This window comes from Accumulibacter sp. (assembly GCF_023806625.1).
GTDB lineage: Bacteria > Pseudomonadota > Gammaproteobacteria > Burkholderiales > Rhodocyclaceae > Accumulibacter.
In genome coordinates, this window is sequence record NZ_JAMTDX010000023.1 from 13,225 (window position 1) to 31,758 (window position 18,534).

The following is an 18,534-nucleotide window of genomic DNA, read 5'->3' on the forward strand; positions in this document are numbered from 1 at the left end:
AACCTGACGGATCCCGGATGTCGACCTCTTCGCGAATCACTCGTGCCGAGCGGCGCTGGTTGCTGCTCGCTTCAGCCATCGTGCTGACCCTCGCCTCATTGCCCTACCTGGTCTGTGTCTGGGCTGCGGGGTCCGAACTGACGTTTTCCGGCCTGCTGATGAACCCGGCCGACGGCTTTGCCTATTTCGCCAAGATGCGCCTCGGTCTGGCAGGAGACTGGCTGTACCGGATGCCGTTCACGCTCGAGGAGAGCCACGGCGCGTTCATGTTTTCATACTATCTGGCGCTCGGACACCTGGCCCGGATCGTCGACCTCCCGCTACCGTTAGTCTTTCACCTGGCCCGGTTGGTCAATGGCTTCCTGATGCTCTGGCTGAGCTATCAGCTGATCGCCCGGGTTACCGAAGACATCGTGCTGCGCCGGCTGATGTGGTGGATCCTGGCCATCGGTTCGGGATTCGGCTGGCTCGTCATGAAGTTCGGCCTCGGCTACTCGTACTATTATCAGATCGCGATCGTTTCCTCCAGTACCTTCTATGCCTTGCTGAACAGCGTCCATGGACTGCTGACCATGGCGCTGATGCTGATGATCTTCATCGCCGTGCTCGAGACCGAGAAGGTTCCGGCCTGGCGCATCGCGGTCGCTGTGCTCCTTTCACTGCTTCTGGGCATCGTCAATCCGTTCGTTCCGCTGATGGTCGACATGATTCTCGGCGGCGCCCTGCTGGCCATCTGGTGGCGCGACCGGGTCTTCCCGACGTCGCGCTTCATCGCGGTGGTCGTTGCCGGCCTGTGCACCGCGCCGTTGCTGATTTACATGCTCCTGGCAATCGACGCCGACCCGAGCCTGCGCGCTTTCGCCGCCGGCAATGTGAACCTGACCCCCTCGCCTGTCGGACTGCTGCTGTCCTACGGCCTGCTCTGGCTGCTGCTGATCCCTGGGTTGCGGATCGCCTGGCAGCGCAGATCCGACTGGGACCTGCTGCTGATTGCCTGGATCGTCCTGATGCTGCCGATGGCCTACTTTCCGTATCAGCTGCAGCTTCGCTTCCTGACCGGCTGGCAGATCCCGCTGGCGATCCTCGCTGCGCTTGGTCTGAAGCATCTCGTCCGTTCCGTCTGGCTACAGGGACTCGTCTTGGCCGTATTGGCCTCGACCTCACTCTACCTGCTGCTGCATCTGACGCTGAGCAGGGGTTCGGTCAGCACGGCGCTGGTTCATTATCCGCTGACCTACCTGACGGCCGAAGAAAGCGACGTGCTGCGCTGGCTGCGGGAAAATGCTCCGCCGAAGGCTGCAGTCCTCGGACCCCAGCGGATGGGCCTTCTGATTCCTGCGTTCGCTGGCCAGCGGGTGGTTTTCGGCCATGTGTATGAAACGGTGGACGCGCCCCGCAAGAGGCAACTGGTCGAGGACTTCTTCGCCGGCAGGCTGGACCAGCAGGCATTGCTCAGGGACTTGGGCATCGATTACCTCGTGGTTCAGGAGTCGGACGGCACGGCACAGGCGGTCGACGTTCGCTCCCTACCTTTGCGGCTGGTCCTGTCGGCTGGAGACCTCAGCGTCTATCGGGTCGAGCGCCAGTGACCGGAGCTCCGGACCTGCGCCGGCCGGCCCCTGGGGCCGACTCAGCCCTTGCATTTCCCCGCGCGCTCGGTTCTAATGGACCATCGTCGCTGCTGGCTTGTCACCGAAGATCGTGATCCATCCCGCCATGTCTGCCGAGCTTTACGACACCCGGTTCGGGAGTGAACTGGAAGCAGCAGTCGTTCGCCTGCTCGTCGACGCCGGACATCGGGGCGCTGTACGACCCGATGCACCGTCGAGGGCCCGAGGAGTCTAGTTCGCAAAGCGGCGATACCCAACAGACTGGAGAAGATTCCCGAAACCCCCGCCGGTGCCGCCGGACGGGGGTTTGTCTTTTCGGAGGCCCCGCCGGACGATCTGACTGCCGGCATCATCCAAGGAGAATGCCTTGAGCAATCGAAACCGAGAGACCCTGAGCGGCGCCGAGATCGTCGTGCGGCTGCTCGAAAGACAGGGTATCCGCGCCCTCGCCGGAATCCCCGGCGGCGCCATTCTGCCGATCTACGACGCGCTGTCGCAATCCACGCAGATCCACCATGTGCTCGCCCGGCACGAACAGGGAGGCGGCTTCATGGCCCAGGGAATGGCTCGGGCGACCGGGCTCCCGGCGGTGTGCATGGCTTCGTCAGGACCCGGAGCGACCAACCTGCTGACCGCGATCGCCGACGCCAAGCTCGATTCGATCCCGCTGGTGGCGATCACCGGACAGGTTCCGCGCTCGCTGATCGGCACCGACGCCTTTCAGGAAGTGGACACCTACGGTCTGAGCATCCCGGTCACCAAGCACAATTTCCTCGTCGATTCGGCCGAGTCGCTGCTCGAGATCATCCCGCGCGCTTTCCGAATCGCTGCGTCGGGTCGGCCGGGACCGGTGCTCGTAGACATCCCGAAGGATGTGCAGAACCAGCGCGTCGAGGTCGACGAATGGCCAGCTCCTGGCCGGGCGGTCGAGCCTCCGCCGGCCGACCCGACGCTCGTCGAGCAGGCCGCGGCGATGATCAATGAAGCCGCCCGGCCGATTCTCTACCTTGGCGGCGGCGTCGTCCATTCAGGCGCCGCGCCGGCCGCCGTCGAACTCGCCGAAAAGGCCAGCCTGCCGACGGTGATGACCCTGATGGCGCTCGGCGCGATGCCCGTCGATCATCCGCTGTCTCTCGGCATGCTCGGCATGCACGGAGCGCGCTGCACCAACCTCGCGCTCGACGAGTGCGACCTGCTGATCGCCGTCGGCGCCCGCTTCGACGACCGCGCGACGGGCAAGGTGGCCGGCTTCTGCCCGCAGGCAAGAATCGTGCATATCGACATCGATCCGTCCGAACTCGACAAGATCAAGGCGGCCCACGTCGGCATTGCCGGCGACGTACTCACGGTACTCGAAAAGCTCTTGCCGGCCGTCGACCGACGCAGCCGGGCGACCTGGCTCTCGAGGGTCGGACATCTCAAGGCCAGCCACCCGTTGCGCATGCCCGGAATCGACGACCCACGGACGCCATACGGGTTGATCCGCGCCGTTGCCGACTGCCTCGACGACCAAGCGACGATCGCCACCGACGTCGGCCAGCACCAGATGTGGGTCGCCCAGGCGTATCCGCTGCGCCGTCCCCGACAGTGGCTGACCTCGGGCGGTCTGGGTACGATGGGTTTCGGCGTGCCGGCAGCGATCGGCGCAGCCCTCGCCGAACCGGAGCGCACGGTGGTCTGCTTCACCGGCGACGGGAGCATCCTGATGAACGTCCAGGAACTGGTGACCGCCGCCGAAGAAGACGTAAACGTCAAGATCGTGCTGATGAACAACGCTTCGCTGGGCCTCGTCCTGCAACAGCAGACGCTGTTCTACGGCGAGCGGATCTACGCTTCGCAGTTCAAGGGTATGCCCGATTTCGTCCGCGTCGCCGAGGGCTTCGGTATCGCTGCGCTGGACCTCGATCGCGAGACGGATCCGCTGTCGGCGCTGTCCGCTGCACTGACGGCCCGCGGACCGATGCTGATCCACGCAAGCATCGCGATCAGCGAGCAGGTGCTGCCAATGGTTCCTCCCGGAGCAGCGAACAAGGAAATGATCGGAGGCTGACTGATGAACGCTCTCACACGCAACGAACGCGAGGCCGTCGCCCGGACGGTGCTCGAACTGGCAGTCAACAATCACCCCGGCGTCATGTCACACGTCGTCGGCCTGTTCTCGAGGCGGGCGTACAACGTCGAAGGGATTCTCGTCATGCCGGTCGGCGACGGCGCGACGAGCCGTATCTGGCTGCAGGTCAACGAGGACGAGCGGCTCGACCAGATGGTCAAACAGATCGAGAAGCTCGAGGACGTTCTGACGGTGCGCCGCCACGGTGCCGAGCACGAAGTCTTCGTTCGTCTCGAGGAATTCTTCCGCTAACCGCGCTAGCCGGCCTGACCGGCTGAACGCGACCGACGTCCGCTGGAGAGATCAGCGCAGGCGCTGCTTCGGGTCGAAACGGATGACCGCGCGCCCATCCGCGGTCGTCCTCGGCTGGGCCTTCCAAGCGTGCCCGTAGACGACTTCGAAAGTCGCCGGCAGCCGCCCGTCGCGAGCCAGCTGCCGATAAGCGGCACGCGCCTCGGCCCATAGCGAACGCCCGGTCAGTCCGTGGCGCCGTGCGCGCATCGCACAGCCCGAGCCGGTCCGGCGGAGGTCGGCGAGCAGGTCGTCGAGGCTCGCATAGCTCATCGTCACCACCTCGGCATCCATAACCGGATCGGCGAACCCGCAGGCAACGAGCATGTCGCCGTAATCGTGCATGTCGGTGAAGCGCTGCGTGTGCGCATGACCATCACCGAAGCTCGCGCGCAATTCCTTGAGCGTGTCCGGCCCGAACGTCGAGAACATCAGCAGCCCTTCGACTTCGAGCAAACGGTGCATCTCGCGGAACGCGCGAAGCGGATCGTCGAGCCAGTGCAGCATCAGGTTCGACCAGACAAGGCCAAAGGAGCGCGCCGACAACGGCAGCGCAGTCGCGTCGGCGACGATCAACGGGGTTTTGCCGCCACCGAGGAAAGGCAGCAACCAGCGCAGCCGCGAGCCCTGGGCCTGTCCGACGCGCAGCATCGACTCGGACAGGTCGACGCCGATCAGCGCGGCCTTCGGGTAACGCTCGTGCAGCGCGTTGATGCTCGCCCCGGTGCCGCAGCCGAGGTCGAGCACGCGCTGCGGCGTCAACCGCACGTAATCGAGTCGCTCGAGCATGCGCCGGCCGATCTCGCGCTGGAGAACCGCCGCCTCGTCGTAGCTCGAAGCCGCCCGAGCAAAATTTCTGCGCAGCTGGCGCTGATCGATCAATGGCGCCAGTTCACCCTCCGCCAGCTAGATCGGCCTCAGGCCCAGCTTGGCGAAGAGCGCCTCGTCGCGATCGGCGTCGGGGTTGCCGGTGGTCAGCAACCTTTCGCCGTAGAAGATCGAGTTCGCACCGGCCAGGAAACAAAGCGCCTGGAGTTCTTCGGACATGTCCTGCCGACCAGCCGAGAGGCGAACGAAGCTTGTCGGCATCGTGATCCGCGCCGCCGCGATCGTGCGCACGAACTCGAAATGATCGATCGGCTGAACCTCGGCCAGGGGCGTTCCGGGGATCGGCACCAGGTTGTTGATCGGCACCGATTCCGGCGGCGGATCGAGATTGGCCAGCTGGACGATCAGCGCGGCGCGGTTGCGACGCGACTCGCCCATGCCGACGATCCCTCCCGCGCACACCTTGATCCCGGCGTCGCGGACCCGCTCGAGCGTATCGAGACGATCCGTCTGCCTGTGCGTGGTGATGACCTGTCCATAGAACGAAGCATCGGTATCGAGATTGTGGTTGTAGTAGTCGAGGCCCGCTGCCCTCAGTTGTTCGGCCTGACCCTCGCCAAGCATGCCGAGGGTCACGCAGGTCTGCAGGCCCAGCGCCTTGACCTCGCGGATCATCTCGGTGACCCGAGCGAGGTCGCGCTCCTTGGGCCCCCGCCACGCCGCCCCCATACAGAAGCGGGAGGCTCCCCGATCCTTCGCGGCCTGTGCCGCAGCGACGACTTCGTCGATCGGCAACAGGGCCTCGCGTTCCGTCCCCGTCGCGTGGCGCGCGGCCTGCGAGCAGTAGCCGCAGTCCTCCGAGCATCCGCCGGTCTTGACGGAAAGCAGCGTCGAGCGTTGAATCTCGTTGGCGTCGAAGTGCTCGCGGTGCACCTGCTGGGCCCGGAAGATCAAGTCCATCAGGGGAAGCTCATAAAGGGTTTCGACTTCGGCAACAGCCCAGCGCGCCTTGCGCGCCGGGGCGACGTCTTCGGCAATGCGCGAGACGACTTCGGGGATGGCATTCATGACTTTAGAACCTGAAGGTTACGGAGACGGGGTGGCTGCGAGGGCGGATTCTTGACGAGCCCCCCGGAGATGTCAATCTTAGCGCAAAGCATCGATCGGGTCCGCAGATCGTTCGCGCTGCTGCTGTCGCAGGACTGCCTGCTCTGCGCTGCGGAAAGCGCAGAGCGCCTGCTCTGCCCATCCTGCGAGGACGATCTGCCACGTCTGCAGCCGCCGTGCTGCCCGCGTTGCGCACTCCCCACACCGTCCGGCGAAATCTGCGGGCGGTGTCTGTCCCACCCGCCGCACTACGATTTCGCCGCCGCCGTGTTCAGCTACGCTTTCCCGATCGACAGACTGATCCACTCTTTCAAGTACGGACGCCGCCTCGCCGTTGGCAGCCACTTCGGGAAAGTCCTCGCCGCGCTGACCGAAAACCCCGAAGCCGACCTGATCGTCCCGCTGCCGCTTCATCGCTCGCGCCTGCGCGAACGCGGCTTCAACCAGGCTCTCGAACTCGCTCGGCCGCTCAGCAAGGCGTGGCATACGCCAGTGGACTGCCGGAGCTGCCGACGGATCCACCAGACGCGCGCCCAAGCCGGACTGCCATGGCCAGAACGCGAAACCAACGTGCGCGGGGCTTTCGACTGCTCGGCCGATCTTTCAGGGAAGCGCGTGCTGCTCGTCGACGACGTGATGACCACCGGCGCTTCGTTGAACGAACTGGCGCGCATCGTCAAGCTGCACGGGGCCGCAGAGGTGACCGTCCGGGTGCTGGCGCGCGCGTTGCCTCCACGCTGAGGTCCCGGCTCCGCCCGCTCGTCGGACTCGCGATGAGGCTCGCCGGGCGACGCCCAACTGGCCTGGGGGCTGATCGAGCCTTCGCGGAGCCGGTCAGAAATGCTCGAACTCGGCGGTATCGGCTCCTGCGCTTCCCGCCGAAGCTGCAAAAGAGATGATTCCGCTGCCGTGGAGAACGAACTGGTCGTGGCGGATGAAGAGTTCCTGCTCCCCGTTCACCGTCACGAAAGTACCATTGGTACTCGTGTCGGTGAGCACGAACTGTGCGCCCTGGCGTTCGATCCGCGCATGGTTGCGCGATGCCCGGCGGTCGCGGATGGTGATCTCACAGGTCTTGTCCCGCCCCATGACAACGCTCGAGCGGTGGCGGTCGAGCAGTTTGACGTAATCGCGGTAGCGGACGCAGAGCCGGGGTTCCCTTTCCCTGGTCAGCGGAGTGGTCGCCCGTGCGTGCGGCTGCCCCATCTCGCTTCTCGGCTCGACCCAGAACACCTCGAACAACTCGCGCTCGGACCCAGACGTCGCCTCGTCGCCGAGCGAGCGCGTTGTCGCCTGCAGATGCGCCGAGAGAAGCTTCTGTGTCGGCCCGGCGACGAGGATCTGCCCAGGTTGGGCGCGCCGGGCGAGCGATTCGGCAGCGTCGAGGCATGGCCCCGAAATCACGCCGGCTTCCTCGACGACGTATCCGTGCTCGAAGCCGACCCGGATCAGGATCTGGGTGCCGAAGACCGGCGGGAGGTCGGCGACCCGCCGCTGCACCGCGATGGCCGCCTGGCAAGCCTCTCCGGCATTGTCGAATAGCGCGACGATCTCGTCCCGACCCGACTTGACGATACGGCCGTGGAAGCCGTCGATGGCCCGGGTCACCCGCTTCATGCAGCGATCGACGGCGTGCACCGCCTCGGCACCACCTATCGCATCGAGCAGACGCTCGCTTCCGGCAACCTCTGCAAAGAGTATCGAAAGCATCCCTTCACTGTTGCTCATCCCTCAAGCCCTCTGTCTGTCTGACCGCTCACTCCACCCGCGACCCGAGATCGATGCCCTGCGGCCCGACGACCGCCACCAGACCCGGCGCCGCGCTCGTCGACCGACTCTGCGTCAGCCCGGGCCAAACCGCAAACGAGTCGGCCGCCGTTTCGTCGGCAGCCACCGTGCCCGGGCGCAGGCCCCTGAAATCAAAAAAGTTGTTGTCCGCGAGATGCGAGGGAACGACCTTCTGCAGCGCGGACAGTACGGACTCGGTGCGCCCGGGGAAGCGCCTGTCCCAGTCGGCCATCATTTCGCGGACCTTCTGACGCTGGAACTCGCCTTGCGCGCCACAGAGACTGCACGGGATGATCGGGAAATCCATGCCCCGGGCAAAACGCGCAATGTCGCTCTCGGAGCAGTAAGCGAGCGGCCTGATCAGCACATGCGCACCGTCGTCGGTCAGCAGCTTCGGCGGCATGGCCTTGAGCTGACCGGCAAAAAACAGGTTCAGGAACAGTGTATGCACGATGTCGTCACGATGGTGACCGAGAGCGATCTTGTTCGCACCGAGTTCCTTCGCCGCACGATAGATGATCCCTCGGCGCAACCGGGAACATAGCGAGCAGCTCGTCTTGCCCGGCGGAATCCTGTCCCTGACCACCGTATAGGTGTCCTGCTCGACGATGTGGTAGTCGATGCCCAACCCGGCCAGATAACGCGGGAGGACATCCGTCGGGAAACCCGGCTGCTTCTGGTCGAGATTCATCGCGATCAGGCGGAACTCGACCGGGGCACGCTGCTGCAGGCTCATCAGCAGCGAAAGCAGCGTGTGAGAATCCTTTCCCCCCGACAAGCAGACCAGGACGGTATCGCCCGCCTCGATCATCCTGTAGTCGGCGATCGCCCTGCCAACCTTGCCGATCAGTTGCTTCCTCAGTCGCTTGAGCGTGTTCGACAACTCCAAGACCATCTCCGGGACGAAAGAACTCAGAGACGGGCGCTGCGCCCGCCATCGACGTTGATCACCTGACCAGTCACGTACGGCGCATCTTCGAGCAGGTAGTGTACCGCCCGGGCGACGTCCTGCGGCGACCCGGCGCGCTCGAGGAGGGTATGCGCGATGATCGCCGCCCGCTCGGCTTGATCGAAAAGACAACTCTCGGGCCAGAGGATCGGCCCTGGAGCGACGGCATTCACGCGCACCTCCGGAGCAAGCTCGATGGCCAGCGCTCTCGTCAGGCCGAGCAGTGCGGCCTTCGCGGCGCAATAGAGCGGGTAGCCGGCGAGCGGTCGCTCGGCATGAATGTCGGTGATGTTGACCACCGCTCCACCGACTGCCCGAAGATGGGGCGCCGCAGCCTGAGTGAGGAACAGCGGAGCGCGGAAATTGCTCCCCACGAGATCGTCCCACGCCGCGCGGTCGATCGTCGCCAGCGGCGTCGGGTAGAAACTCGAGGCATTATTGACCAGCGCGTCGAGCCGGCCAAAGCGACCAACCGTCTCGCTGACCAGGCTGGGCAGGGTGTCGATGTCGAGCAGGTCGGCCTGCACGGAGGACGCAGAACCCGGTCTGATTTCGTTGAGCTCGGCGACGAACGCCACGGCATCTTCCACCGCGCGATGGTAGTGAATCATGACCCGGGCGCCAGCAGCGTGCAGATGGCGTGCGATCGCGCACCCGAGTCTTCGGGCCACACCGGTGACGAGTATCGCCTTAGCCTGCATCTGCGCTTCTTGCTGACCACAACACGCCGATTTTATCGGATTCCCGGACCATCCTCGGGAAAAAGCCGTTTCTGGGGTCGCGGGCGGAGTAAACTTTCCGCAGCCAACCTGGAGAACCCGATGATGAGCACGCCGGAGAAGCCGCTCGATCAAGACGAAGTGAACGCTCTTGCCGAACGAGTCAGGACGCTTCCGCCCGAGCACGCCGAATGGGTCGGTCGACTGCTCAAAGAGATGCTCCGCGCCCGGACACACGAGGCTGAACTGTTCGACAACCGCGAAGCGCCGGTGCCCGCCGCAGCTCAGGGCGACCTCGACGAGCGACTTGCCCAGCTCGCTCTGGACACCGCCGAGTGGTTGCGCACGCTGTGGAACGTGGGTTACATGGGTGCCGGCAATTTTCCTGCGCAGCCTCGCTCGGCCTTTCCGTCGATCGATCTCGACGATATCATGAAGTCGTCGCTGTTTGCCCGCATCCGCCAGGGCAAGCACGCCCTGCCCTTTCCACCACCGACTCGCCACGGCGTCCCGTGGCACGAACTGCTCGACGGCAACGCTGAAGTCCACGCGGTCAGCGCCGAAGTGGTCCGCGACGAGAGCGGTCTGTCCCTTGGCGCGATCATCGACGGCTGCCCCGACTGGCTGATCGTCAGCGAGGTCGAGGAGCGGAACGAATTCGTCGTCCAGCACCAGGGGAAGGGGCCGACGTATCGACTCCGCCTGCACCCCGGGAAGATCGCCGAGTTGAAACGCGAACCACCGACCTTGACGCGCCCGATCCTCCGCCAGGAACGCGGAGGACTGGCCAGCCACACGCTCCTCTGGCCAGGTGACAACGGGCGCCTGCCGCAGCAGGTGGCCCTGCGCGCGGTGACCTGGGAGCGCGCCGAGGCCGAGGCCCAGCGCTGGCTTGCGGCCGTCCACCCCGACCTGTACGGACAAGTGAGCTTCGAGCTCCGCGACGAGTGATCGTCGGTCCAACTCGACGGCCAGGAGCGCCTTCGTGACTCGCCGTGCCGGAGGCCCCGCTGCACTGCTCCCGGAAGCCAGCGCCGATGCCCGGGCCGCGAGCACCAGGCTGCACCGGCACATCGGCGAACAGATCGACGCGGCCGGCGGATGGATCGGTTTCGACCGTTTCATGGAGCTGGCGCTCTACACACCCGGCCTCGGCTACTACGCTGGCGGCGCGCGCAAGTTTGGCGCGGCCGGCGATTTCGTGACCGCTCCCGAGATCTCACCGGCCTTCGGGCAGACGATCGCGCAGCAGCTTGTGCAGATTTTCAATCTCGGCAGCAGGCAGATCATCGAGGTCGGCGCCGGGAGCGGCAGACTGGCCGTCGACCTGTTGCTCGAGCTCGAAGAGCTCGGCGCGCTGCCCGACCTCTACGGGATCATCGAACTGTCGGGGGAACTGCGCGCCCGGCAGGAGGCCGCGATGCGCAACGAGGCCGCACACCTGCTGCCCCGCGTCGAGTGGTTCGATCGCTTGCCGGAGCGTTTCGCCGGTGTCGTTCTGGCCAACGAAGTCGTCGACGCGATGCCCGCGCATCTGGTCTTCTGGCACGACCACGGAATTGCCGAGCGTGGGGTTGTCTGCGAGGACGGCGAACTGTCGTGGCTCGACCGGCCGGCGAGTGGTCGCCTGCTCGATCGGGCGCGCGCGCTGGCCAGCGAATGCGCGATCGTCCCCCCATACCTCAGCGAAATTGCGCTCGCCGGGCCCGCCTGGGTGGCGCAGTGGGCGCAGATCATCGAGCGCGGCTTGCTGCTGGTGATCGACTACGGATTTCCGCGGCGCGAGTACTACCATCCACAGCGCACCAGTGGAACGCTGATGTGCCACTACCGCCACCACGCGCACGCCGACCCTTTCCATCTGCCGGGACTGCAGGACATCACCGTGCACGTCGACTTCAGCGCGCTCGTCGAAGCCGGCTGCGAGGCCGGCCTCGACCTCCTCGGCTATACGACACAGGCGAGTTTCCTGTTCAACTGTCGGCTGACCAGGATTCTCGAAAGGACGCCGGCGGACGACTCGGTCCGCTACCTGCGACTGGCCGGCGGCGTCCAGAAGCTGATCTCGCCGGCCGAGATGGGCGAGCTGTTCAAGGTCCTCGCGCTGGGTCGGGAGGTCGCCGAGCCACTGCTCGGCTTCTCGATCGGGGATCGCAGCGCAACGCTCTGAACAGCCGCCAAGCGATCGCTGTCGCCCTCCGGGAAACGGCCCGGCTGCACGCAGACCGCCGGACCGCGGTTCAGCGCGCCATAACGCGCAGCGACGTCTCCACTGCGCTGACCCGAACCTCGTGCAGGCGCGCAGCGATCGCCGTCGGCGACGGACAGCCACGCGCCAGCGCAGCCGCATCGACGCCGCGCATCGCGGCGAGCGCCTGGCGAAGCACCTCGGGAACCCGATACGCAACGTCGAGCCAGCCGAGACGGCCGTTGAAGTCGCAGGCACAGGCCTCGAGCAGCTGTTCGAAGCGCCCGGGCCGGCGCAGCGCGTCGACCTTTTCGAGCAAGCCGACGATCGCGGCAGCGTCGAGTTCGCCCGCGCGGTGGACTTCGCCATGGTAGCGGGCGACGAGCAGCGCCAGATCCCGACACTCGGCGGGCACCCTGAGACGACTGCACACGCCGTCGACGAGGCCCGCGCTGCGCGCTTCGTGTCCCGGGTGACGCGGCAGATCGGTATCCGGCGTCGTTCCCTTGCCGAGATCGTGGAGCAACGCGGCCCAGCGGACGGCCAGCCCGCACCCGCGCCGTGCCGACAAATCGACGACGATCATCACATGCACCCCGCTGTCGACTTCCGGGTGGCATTCGGCGCGCTGCGGCACACCAAACAGCCTGTCGAGTTCCGGAAGAATCCGCTCCAGGGCCCCGCACTGGCGAAGCACCTCGAACATCCGCGAAGGTTGGGCTTCCATCAGGCCCCTGGCCAGTTCCTGCCAGACGCGCTCAGGAACCAGGTGGTCAACTTCCCCGTCGGCGACCATCGTGCGCATCAGCGCCATGGTTTCCGGAGCCACCGAGAAACCTGGCAGACGCGACGCGAAGCGCGCGACGCGCAGGACGCGCACCGGATCCTCGTGGAAAGCCGGGCCGACATGGCGCAGCACGCGCGCGGCGAGGTCGGCGCTGCCGTTGTAGGGGTCGATCAGCGAGCCGTCCTCGGCCCGCGCCATCGCGTTGATCGTCAGATCACGACGGGCCAGGTCTTCGGCGAGAGTCACTTCTGGTGCGGCATGGACCATGAAGCCGCGGTATCCGTGCCCCGTTTTGCGCTCGGTCCGCGCGAGTGCGTACTCCTCTTGCGTCTGCGGGTGAAGGAAGACCGGGAAGTCCTTGCCCACGGCCCGGAAGCCCCGCGCCAGCATGTCTTGGGGCGACGCACCGACGACCACGTAATCGCGGTCGACAATCGGCAAGCCGAGCAACTCGTCGCGAACAGACCCGCCGACGGAATAGATCTGCATGCTCATCGCACCGTCTGCCGACCGCCCGGGATGGTCTGCGGAGTTCCGGAGTCCCGCGCCCGACTAGTGTGACGCGGCCAGGGCGGCGCCCTGCCATTCACGCATCGCCGGCAACGAGAGCATCGTCTCCAGCCACTCCTGAGACGCCGGTGGGACTCCGACTCCGTAGGTGACGAAACGCCAGACTACCGGCGCGAACATCGCGTCGGCTATCGAGAAGGTGCCGAACAGGAAGGGCCCTGCTGTGGCGTAGCGGCTTCGGCAGCTCTGCCAGATCTGCACGAGGCGCGCGATGTCCCGGCCGACTTCGGGAGTCCGTGCCTGCCCACGCCGGCTCGCCCGGATGTCCATCGTCATGTTCTGCCGCAATGCCGCGAAACCCGAATGCATCTCGGCGCTGACCGCGCGGGCCTCTGCGCGAGCAGCTCGCCCGGCCGGCCAGAGAGCGGGTGCCAGTTCGGCCAGATACTCGCAGATCGCCAGCGATTCCCAGACGACCACCCGCTCGCCGTCGGCTTCGTCGATCAGGCAGGGAACCCTTCCCGACGGCGAATAGCGGCGAATATCGTCCCGCGTTTCCGGCCGATCGAGGCGGATCGCAATCTCCTCGAAGGGCAGGCGCACCTGTTTCGCGGCCAGCCAGGGCCGCAGCGACCAGGACGACGTGTTGTGATCGCCGATGACCAGCTTCAGCACGACTTGCGAATCCGCAGTACCCGGTTGCGCTCAGCGGCCAGCGCGATAGCGATAACGATCGAAGCGCAACTGCTGAATCTCGCTCGACGACAGATAGGTCGGCGCGATGGCTTCGAGCGCCTTCGGTTGCCAGCCTGGATAGTCATGCGCACCGTCGGTCACGCTGTCGACCTCCATCGAGCGCAGGTTGTCAGGCGACAGCGGGGGATTGGGCAGCAACCAGAGCACGCCGGCCTGCAGGTACGCCCAGCCGCCCGTGCCGAGATCGATGATCTTCGGCGACTTTCCGACCAGCCGGGCGGTGTACTCGACGAGTTCCCGGAGCGTATAGACCTTCGGCCCGCACAGCTCGTAGGTCTGGCCGATGGTCGCCGGACGTTGCAGGCAGTCGACGAAGGCATCGGCCACGTCGCCGACATGCACCGGCTGGAAGCTCGCGCGGCCTCCGCCGAGTGGCAGAACCGGAAAGAGCCTGATCAGCCTGGCGAACATGTTGAGGAAAGCATCATCCGGGCCAAAAATCACCGACGGTCGGAAGATCGTGACCTGCAGATCGGACATCGCGCCGCGGACGATGGTCTCGCCATCACCTTTCGAGCGAAGATACTCGGAAGGGCCGTCGATCGCCGCCTTGAGTGCGCTCATGTGCACCAGCCGGCGCACGCCAGCGTGGCGCATCGCGGCGACGATCTTCCCGGGCAGATCGACATGCGCCGAAGCGAAACCCTTGCCATAGGGCAGACGCGAATCGCGATCGTGCAGGATCCCGACGAGGTTGATCACTGCGTCATGCCCCTCGACCAGTCCGGCGAGCACCTGCTGATCATTGACGTCGGCCTGGACCATGCTGACCATCGGCAGGGTCGTCAACTTCCTCGTCTTTTCCCGGCGCCGGGAAGGAATCGTGACCCTGACACCCCGCTCTGACAGGCGGTTGGCAATCCAGCCGCCGACAAAACCACTTCCGCCAACCAGCAAGACATTCCGGTATTCCATGACTCCCCACCGATCAACACACTGACGAAGATGCTCCATTTTACGGCAAATCCTCGCCTTTGGCCTCGGCCCCGGTGCGTGGAGCGATCACCCCGAGCCGGTTCTTGAGCGTCTGCGGCCTGCCGTCGAACAGCGCCGCGTAGAAGATCGAGTTGTTCATCACCTTCTTGACATAGTCGCGGGTCTCGCTGAACGGGATCGTTTCCGCATAGATCGCACCTTCGAGGGGGCGATCGGCCCGCCAGCGACGCGCCCGACCAGGCCCGGCGTTATAGGCCGCCGAAGCGAGGACGGGGTGATTGTCGAGACTTTCGAGAACCAACCGCATGTAGGTCGTGCCGAGCAGCAGGTTGACCTCGGTGTCGTTGACCTTGCCCTGATGAAAATCCTTGAGGCCGATCTTGTTGGCCACCCACTTCGCGGTTGCCGGCATCAGCTGCATCAGTCCGGACGCGCCGACCGGCGATTTCGCCGAGGTGATGAAACGACTCTCCTGGCGCATCAGGCCATAGACCCAGGCGTCGTCGAGGTCCTGGCTACGCGCGGCAGGCCGGACCTGGTCTCCATAGGGAGCCAGATAGCGCAACGAATAATCGTGCTCGTTGCGCGTCCGGTCAGCAGCGGCGATCGCGCGGTCGAAATTCCCCGAACGCAGGGCGATTTCCGACGCGGCGAGCAATTCACGGTCGGTCATGCTGCGCAGCGCCCAGTTCCATTCCCTGACCCCTTCGCTACGCATGTTCAGACGGAAGAAAGCCTGCGCGCGCTGGATGCCGGGAAGCGCGCCGACCGCGGCCAGTTCTTCACGGGTCACCGGCGGAGCCTTCGGGGGCGGGCTGATCTGGCGACCCAGTTCCTCGCTCGCCAGGCTGCCGTAGAAATCGGGCTGACCGGCGATCTTCGCGAACAACGCGTTGGCCTCGTCGGTCCGCCCGCCGGAGCGGTACGCGCGGCCGAGCCAATAGACCCAGGCGGGCTGCGCGGCCAGCGGCGCAGCCATCTTCTCGATCGTCGAACGGACGGCAGCCCAATCCTGAACGCGCAACGCGGCGCGGACCTTCCACTCGGCCGCCTCGTCGGATAGCGGCGCGTCACCCGCCTGGCGATACCATTCCATCGCTTCAGGCAGGTGCCGCTGCGCACCCTGCAAACCGATCTGGCTCCACGCCCAGGCTTTCTCGCCCGGTTTCAGTGACCCGCCAATCCGCTGCAGCTGGTCGGCCGCCACCCGCGGGTCGTTGCGCGCCACGCGCTGGATGGCCAGCAGGGCGAGTTCCCGGTCGATGCGGCTCGCGGAGAAGTCGGCCGGCAGCTTGGCCAGCCACGGCAGCGGAGTGTCGGCAACCGCCTGGGCCACCTTCCGGTCGGGCATCTGGCTCGCTGGAAGATAGTTCATCGTGTACATCGCTGCGGCAGTCCGGTTGGCCTCGAACTGGCGACGGATGCGCGCCCACACGCCGTCCACGAGAACCCGCTTGTCGACGATCAGCGCTTCGAGAATCGGGTAGCACGATTCGGGAGGCTCGAGCAAACCGAGCCAGAGGGGCAGCGCGTCGTCGAGTGCCCGCGCGTCTCCCCGCGCGAGTCGGCTCTGCAGGGCCAGGCAGGCGAGATCCTGATCGGGTTGAACGAGCCGGCCGAACTCGGCATCGAACAGCGTCCATTGCTGCTTGCGGCCCAGTTGCCGGAGCCAGTCCGAGCGCAGCTTCTCGGCGATGTAGGTGCCCTCGTTCCGGCTCAGGAACGATCCGATGACCGACGGATCACTGTCCTTGAGATCGACAGCGAGCTGCCAATAGGCCACGTAAGGTTCAAGTTCGTGACCTTCGAGCGCCGGAGCGAGACGTTCGAGCCGCGCCCGGTCGCCGGCCCGGAAAGCGTCGCGGGCAGCCAGGAACTGTTCGTCGGCAGTCGCCGCCAGCGCCCGCGCCGGAATCAGCAGCAACGCAAAGAGGATGGAGAGAATCACTCGCCCGCGCTTCATGGTAACCTGCAATCCAGCAACACAACGGCTGCCGAGCATAGCACATGCCCATCGAGTTCGCTCCTGGAGGGTACGAAGTGGACCCCGGCGACCTGCCGGCAGGGAACCGGGAGGCCCTTCGCCGCCTGCTGATCGATCGGCGAAAGGCCTTGCCGGCAAGCGATTGGGCAAGGCAATCGGCGACGATTCGCGCGCGGATCGGGGAAGCTTTCCCACGCTTTGCTCACCTGCGCGTCGGCTTCTGCTGGCCGATCAGGCAAGAGCCCGACCTGCGTCCATTGCTCCTCACCTGGTTGGAGGCGGGACACGACGGCTTTGCCCCACTGCTGCCGCTGGTCGTCGAGGACTGTGGCCCGTTGGCCTTTCGCGTGTGGACCCCCGGCGCGCCGATGTCCACCGATCGTCACGGCATCCCGACGCCAGCGAGCGGCGCGCTCCTGACTCCGGAGGTTCTGCTGATCCCGGTCAATGCCTTCGACGCCGCAGGCAACCGCATCGGCTACGGTGGAGGCTACTTCGACCGGACTCTGGCCTCGCTCTCGCCACGGCCTTTCGCCGTCGGCGTCGGATTCGAACTGAACCGCGTCGCGGCTATCGCTCGCGAAGCCCACGACCAGCCGCTCGACGTGATGGTCACCGAAGCCGGAGTCTTCTGGCCGGTCCGATGATCTGGCGCCGGTCAAGACCAGCGCCCAGACTCAGGAGCCGACGAGACTGGTCAGATCTTCGCGCAGGTCGCAGTAGTCGTCGTCATGGAGTCCGAGATGGTCGAGCGCCGGACCACCCATCCTCTCCCAGGCGCTGTTGCTGCGCAGGCGAAAGTACTCGTCGTGGAAGTGTTCGGCGAGGATGTTGATCGCGATCAGCGTCTGTGCGGGCGCACTGACCATCCCGGTGTCCTCGAAGGCCGATGGCTCGTGGTGATTGAGGATTGCCTCGCAGATGTGTTCGGGAACGAACCAGCCCCTGGCCACGAGAAAACCGAGCGTCGCGTGATCGGTCGCGTGGCGCTCTTCCTCGACTGCGGTGAATGGCCTGTCGGTCGTCTGGTCGGCAATCGCCAGGGTCTGCCGATAGTCGGCGATCTTCTGCATGAGCAGCGGAATCCCGATGTCGTGGAAAAGGCCGAAGCACCACGCATCGTCACGCGGCCCGCGCGGAATCGCCGAAGCGATCCGGCTGGAGATCCCGGCGACCTTCTCGGCGCTATCCCAGAATCGTTCGAGCGACCCGGCCCGGCCAGTGACCGTCGACCGGAGAACCAGCCCGGTGACGATCTGCGCCGCACCCCTCAGCCCGAGCAGGCTGACCGCCTGCGCCACCGAGGTAATTTTCCGGGCCAGCCCGAAGTACGGCGAGTTGACCGTCTTGAGAACCGCGGCCGACAGACTGACGTCTCCGCCGATCAGCCGCACGACGACGCGCGGCTCGGGGTCCTCCTTGCGCAGCTCGCCGTCGAGTTGCGCGAGCACCTGCGGCCGGATCGGAATACTGATTCCCTTGAGCGTCCGCTCGACGACTTCCGGAGGCAGCAACACCGACATCGATCCCTTCCTGCGCGCGCAGCCTCCCGACTGCACCCGAAACGAGTTCCCTCCTGGCCACGCGATGCCCGCGACACCCACCCGCTGCCTGGAGCGCCATTCTAGCCCGAACCTTGGCTCCTGGGTGGTCACAGAAGGCCGCCTTGGCAGGGTGGGTTCCCCCTGGACTTCGTCTTCCACGGGTGACGAAAGATGAGGTCACTCTGGATCCGAGAAGCATGAAGATGGCGAAACAGGCATGCACACTGGAGTTCAAGGAACGGGCGGTCAGGCGGGTCGGGGAGGAGCAGTCCCTGGCGGGTGTGGCCGCCCAAGTTCGACAGAAAGGCGCGCAAGTCATTGTTCATGCGCAATTCACTGATGCGGAATTGGCCCTACACGCTTCTGGTGGTGAGAGGTGGCCCCGTTTGTTTGGACAGCAAAGGCTCTTCGATAAGTGGAGCCCTGC

18 protein-coding genes are annotated in these 18,534 nt (G+C 65.6%); 8 read left to right on the plus strand and 10 right to left on the minus strand.

Going from position 1 to position 18,534, the window contains the following annotated elements; genetic code table 11:
• The first annotated feature begins 17 nt into the window (after nt 1-17).
• The 3 genes from NFW05_RS04785 to ilvN all read left to right on the plus strand — a co-directional run bounded on the left by NFW05_RS04785 (nt 18) and on the right by ilvN (nt 3,972).
• Nucleotides 18-1,589, plus strand: a complete 1,572-nt coding sequence (locus tag NFW05_RS04785; RefSeq protein WP_295303095.1) for a hypothetical protein — start codon at nt 18-20, stop codon at nt 1,587-1,589.
• A 388-nt stretch (nt 1,590-1,977) separates the two neighbouring features.
• Nucleotides 1,978-3,660 (plus strand): acetolactate synthase large subunit, encoded by a 1,683-nt coding sequence (gene ilvB / locus NFW05_RS04790; RefSeq protein ID WP_295303096.1) that lies wholly within the window; start codon nt 1,978-1,980, stop codon nt 3,658-3,660.
• Between the two features lie 3 nt (nt 3,661-3,663).
• Nucleotides 3,664-3,972, plus strand: a complete 309-nt coding sequence (ilvN, locus tag NFW05_RS04795) for an acetolactate synthase small subunit (RefSeq protein WP_295303097.1) — start codon at nt 3,664-3,666, stop codon at nt 3,970-3,972.
• Nucleotides 3,973-4,023: 51 nt separating this feature from the next.
• Here ilvN and bioC read toward each other — a convergent pair whose 3' ends face one another.
• Together bioC and bioB are read right to left on the minus strand one after the other, a co-directional pair.
• Complete coding sequence (bioC, locus tag NFW05_RS04800) at nt 4,024-4,893, minus strand: malonyl-ACP O-methyltransferase BioC (RefSeq protein WP_295303098.1); 870 nt, start codon at nt 4,891-4,893, stop codon at nt 4,024-4,026.
• 24 nt (nt 4,894-4,917) lie between these two features.
• Nucleotides 4,918-5,907, minus strand: a complete 990-nt coding sequence (gene bioB / locus NFW05_RS04805; protein ID WP_295303099.1) for a biotin synthase BioB — start codon at nt 5,905-5,907, stop codon at nt 4,918-4,920.
• A 69-nt stretch (nt 5,908-5,976) separates the two neighbouring features.
• On the opposite strand from bioB, the gene NFW05_RS04810 reads away from it, so the two are divergent.
• The gene (locus NFW05_RS04810; RefSeq protein WP_295303100.1) at nt 5,977-6,687 is read left to right on the plus strand and encodes a ComF family protein; all 711 of its coding nucleotides are present in this window, start codon (nt 5,977-5,979) and stop codon (nt 6,685-6,687) included.
• A gap of 93 nt (nt 6,688-6,780) precedes the next feature.
• Here NFW05_RS04810 and NFW05_RS04815 read toward each other — a convergent pair whose 3' ends face one another.
• The 3 genes from NFW05_RS04815 to NFW05_RS04825 are packed head-to-tail and all read right to left on the minus strand — an operon-like array spanning nt 6,781 to nt 9,384.
• Entirely contained in the window at nt 6,781-7,674 is an 894-nt protein-coding gene (locus NFW05_RS04815; protein ID WP_295303101.1) for an adenylate/guanylate cyclase domain-containing protein, read from the minus strand.
• 28 nt (nt 7,675-7,702) lie between these two features.
• A complete protein-coding gene (ttcA, locus tag NFW05_RS04820) occupies nt 7,703-8,629 on the minus strand; it encodes a tRNA 2-thiocytidine(32) synthetase TtcA (protein WP_295303102.1) in 927 nt (308 codons plus the stop codon).
• A 17-nt stretch (nt 8,630-8,646) separates the two neighbouring features.
• Entirely contained in the window at nt 8,647-9,384 is a 738-nt protein-coding gene (locus NFW05_RS04825; RefSeq protein WP_295303103.1) for a pteridine reductase, read from the minus strand.
• 120 nt (nt 9,385-9,504) lie between these two features.
• On the opposite strand from NFW05_RS04825, the gene NFW05_RS04830 reads away from it, so the two are divergent.
• Together NFW05_RS04830 and NFW05_RS04835 are read left to right on the plus strand one after the other, a co-directional pair.
• Nucleotides 9,505-10,353, plus strand: coding sequence for a hypothetical protein (locus NFW05_RS04830; protein ID WP_295303104.1), 849 nt, complete (start codon nt 9,505-9,507; stop codon nt 10,351-10,353).
• Between the two features lie 34 nt (nt 10,354-10,387).
• Complete coding sequence (locus NFW05_RS04835) at nt 10,388-11,572, plus strand: SAM-dependent methyltransferase (protein WP_295303105.1); 1,185 nt, start codon at nt 10,388-10,390, stop codon at nt 11,570-11,572.
• Between the two features lie 70 nt (nt 11,573-11,642).
• On the opposite strand, the gene NFW05_RS04840 is transcribed toward NFW05_RS04835, so the two are convergent.
• From NFW05_RS04840 to NFW05_RS04855, 4 genes are all read right to left on the minus strand, one after another.
• Complete coding sequence (locus tag NFW05_RS04840) at nt 11,643-12,866, minus strand: multifunctional CCA addition/repair protein (protein ID WP_295303110.1); 1,224 nt, start codon at nt 12,864-12,866, stop codon at nt 11,643-11,645.
• A 63-nt stretch (nt 12,867-12,929) separates the two neighbouring features.
• A complete protein-coding gene (locus NFW05_RS04845; protein WP_311104703.1) occupies nt 12,930-13,562 on the minus strand; it encodes a glutathione S-transferase family protein in 633 nt (210 codons plus the stop codon).
• 30 nt (nt 13,563-13,592) lie between these two features.
• Complete coding sequence (locus tag NFW05_RS04850) at nt 13,593-14,597, minus strand: complex I NDUFA9 subunit family protein (protein WP_311104704.1); 1,005 nt, start codon at nt 14,595-14,597, stop codon at nt 13,593-13,595.
• A gap of 1 nt (nt 14,598) precedes the next feature.
• Entirely contained in the window at nt 14,599-16,542 is a 1,944-nt protein-coding gene (locus NFW05_RS04855; protein WP_295303106.1) for a lytic transglycosylase domain-containing protein, read from the minus strand.
• A 44-nt stretch (nt 16,543-16,586) separates the two neighbouring features.
• Between NFW05_RS04855 and NFW05_RS04860 the strand changes: the two genes are divergently transcribed.
• The gene (locus tag NFW05_RS04860) at nt 16,587-17,210 is read left to right on the plus strand and encodes a 5-formyltetrahydrofolate cyclo-ligase (protein ID WP_295303107.1); all 624 of its coding nucleotides are present in this window, start codon (nt 16,587-16,589) and stop codon (nt 17,208-17,210) included.
• 30 nt (nt 17,211-17,240) lie between these two features.
• Here NFW05_RS04860 and NFW05_RS04865 read toward each other — a convergent pair whose 3' ends face one another.
• A complete protein-coding gene (locus NFW05_RS04865) occupies nt 17,241-18,086 on the minus strand; it encodes an HDOD domain-containing protein (protein ID WP_295303108.1) in 846 nt (281 codons plus the stop codon).
• 218 nt (nt 18,087-18,304) lie between these two features.
• On the opposite strand from NFW05_RS04865, the gene NFW05_RS04870 reads away from it, so the two are divergent.
• Nucleotides 18,305-18,534 (plus strand): hypothetical protein (locus NFW05_RS04870; RefSeq protein WP_295303109.1); only part of this gene is annotated, 230 nt, incomplete at its 3' end.

Bases quoted from the DNA above. Each gene is read 5' to 3' on its own strand.
- NFW05_RS04860 (WP_295303107.1), top strand. From the start codon at position 16,587: ATGCCCATCGAGTTCGCTCCTGGAGGGTACGAAGTGGACCCCGGCGAC.
- ttcA (WP_295303102.1), bottom strand. From the start codon at position 8,629: ATGGTCTTGGAGTTGTCGAACACGCTCAAGCGACTGAGGAAGCAACTG.
- NFW05_RS04830 (WP_295303104.1), top strand. From the start codon at position 9,505: ATGATGAGCACGCCGGAGAAGCCGCTCGATCAAGACGAAGTGAACGCT.
- NFW05_RS04840 (WP_295303110.1), bottom strand. From the start codon at position 12,866: ATGCAGATCTATTCCGTCGGCGGGTCTGTTCGCGACGAGTTGCTCGGC.
- NFW05_RS04815 (WP_295303101.1), bottom strand. From the start codon at position 7,674: ATGAGCAACAGTGAAGGGATGCTTTCGATACTCTTTGCAGAGGTTGCC.
- NFW05_RS04855 (WP_295303106.1), bottom strand. From the start codon at position 16,542: ATGAAGCGCGGGCGAGTGATTCTCTCCATCCTCTTTGCGTTGCTGCTG.
- bioB (WP_295303099.1), bottom strand. From the start codon at position 5,907: ATGAATGCCATCCCCGAAGTCGTCTCGCGCATTGCCGAAGACGTCGCC.
- ilvN (WP_295303097.1), top strand. From the start codon at position 3,664: ATGAACGCTCTCACACGCAACGAACGCGAGGCCGTCGCCCGGACGGTG.
- NFW05_RS04825 (WP_295303103.1), bottom strand. From the start codon at position 9,384: ATGCAGGCTAAGGCGATACTCGTCACCGGTGTGGCCCGAAGACTCGGG.
- NFW05_RS04865 (WP_295303108.1), bottom strand. From the start codon at position 18,086: ATGTCGGTGTTGCTGCCTCCGGAAGTCGTCGAGCGGACGCTCAAGGGA.
- NFW05_RS04810 (WP_295303100.1), top strand. From the start codon at position 5,977: ATGTCAATCTTAGCGCAAAGCATCGATCGGGTCCGCAGATCGTTCGCG.
- NFW05_RS04785 (WP_295303095.1), top strand. From the start codon at position 18: ATGTCGACCTCTTCGCGAATCACTCGTGCCGAGCGGCGCTGGTTGCTG.
- NFW05_RS04850 (WP_311104704.1), bottom strand. From the start codon at position 14,597: ATGGAGCATCTTCGTCAGTGTGTTGATCGGTGGGGAGTCATGGAATAC.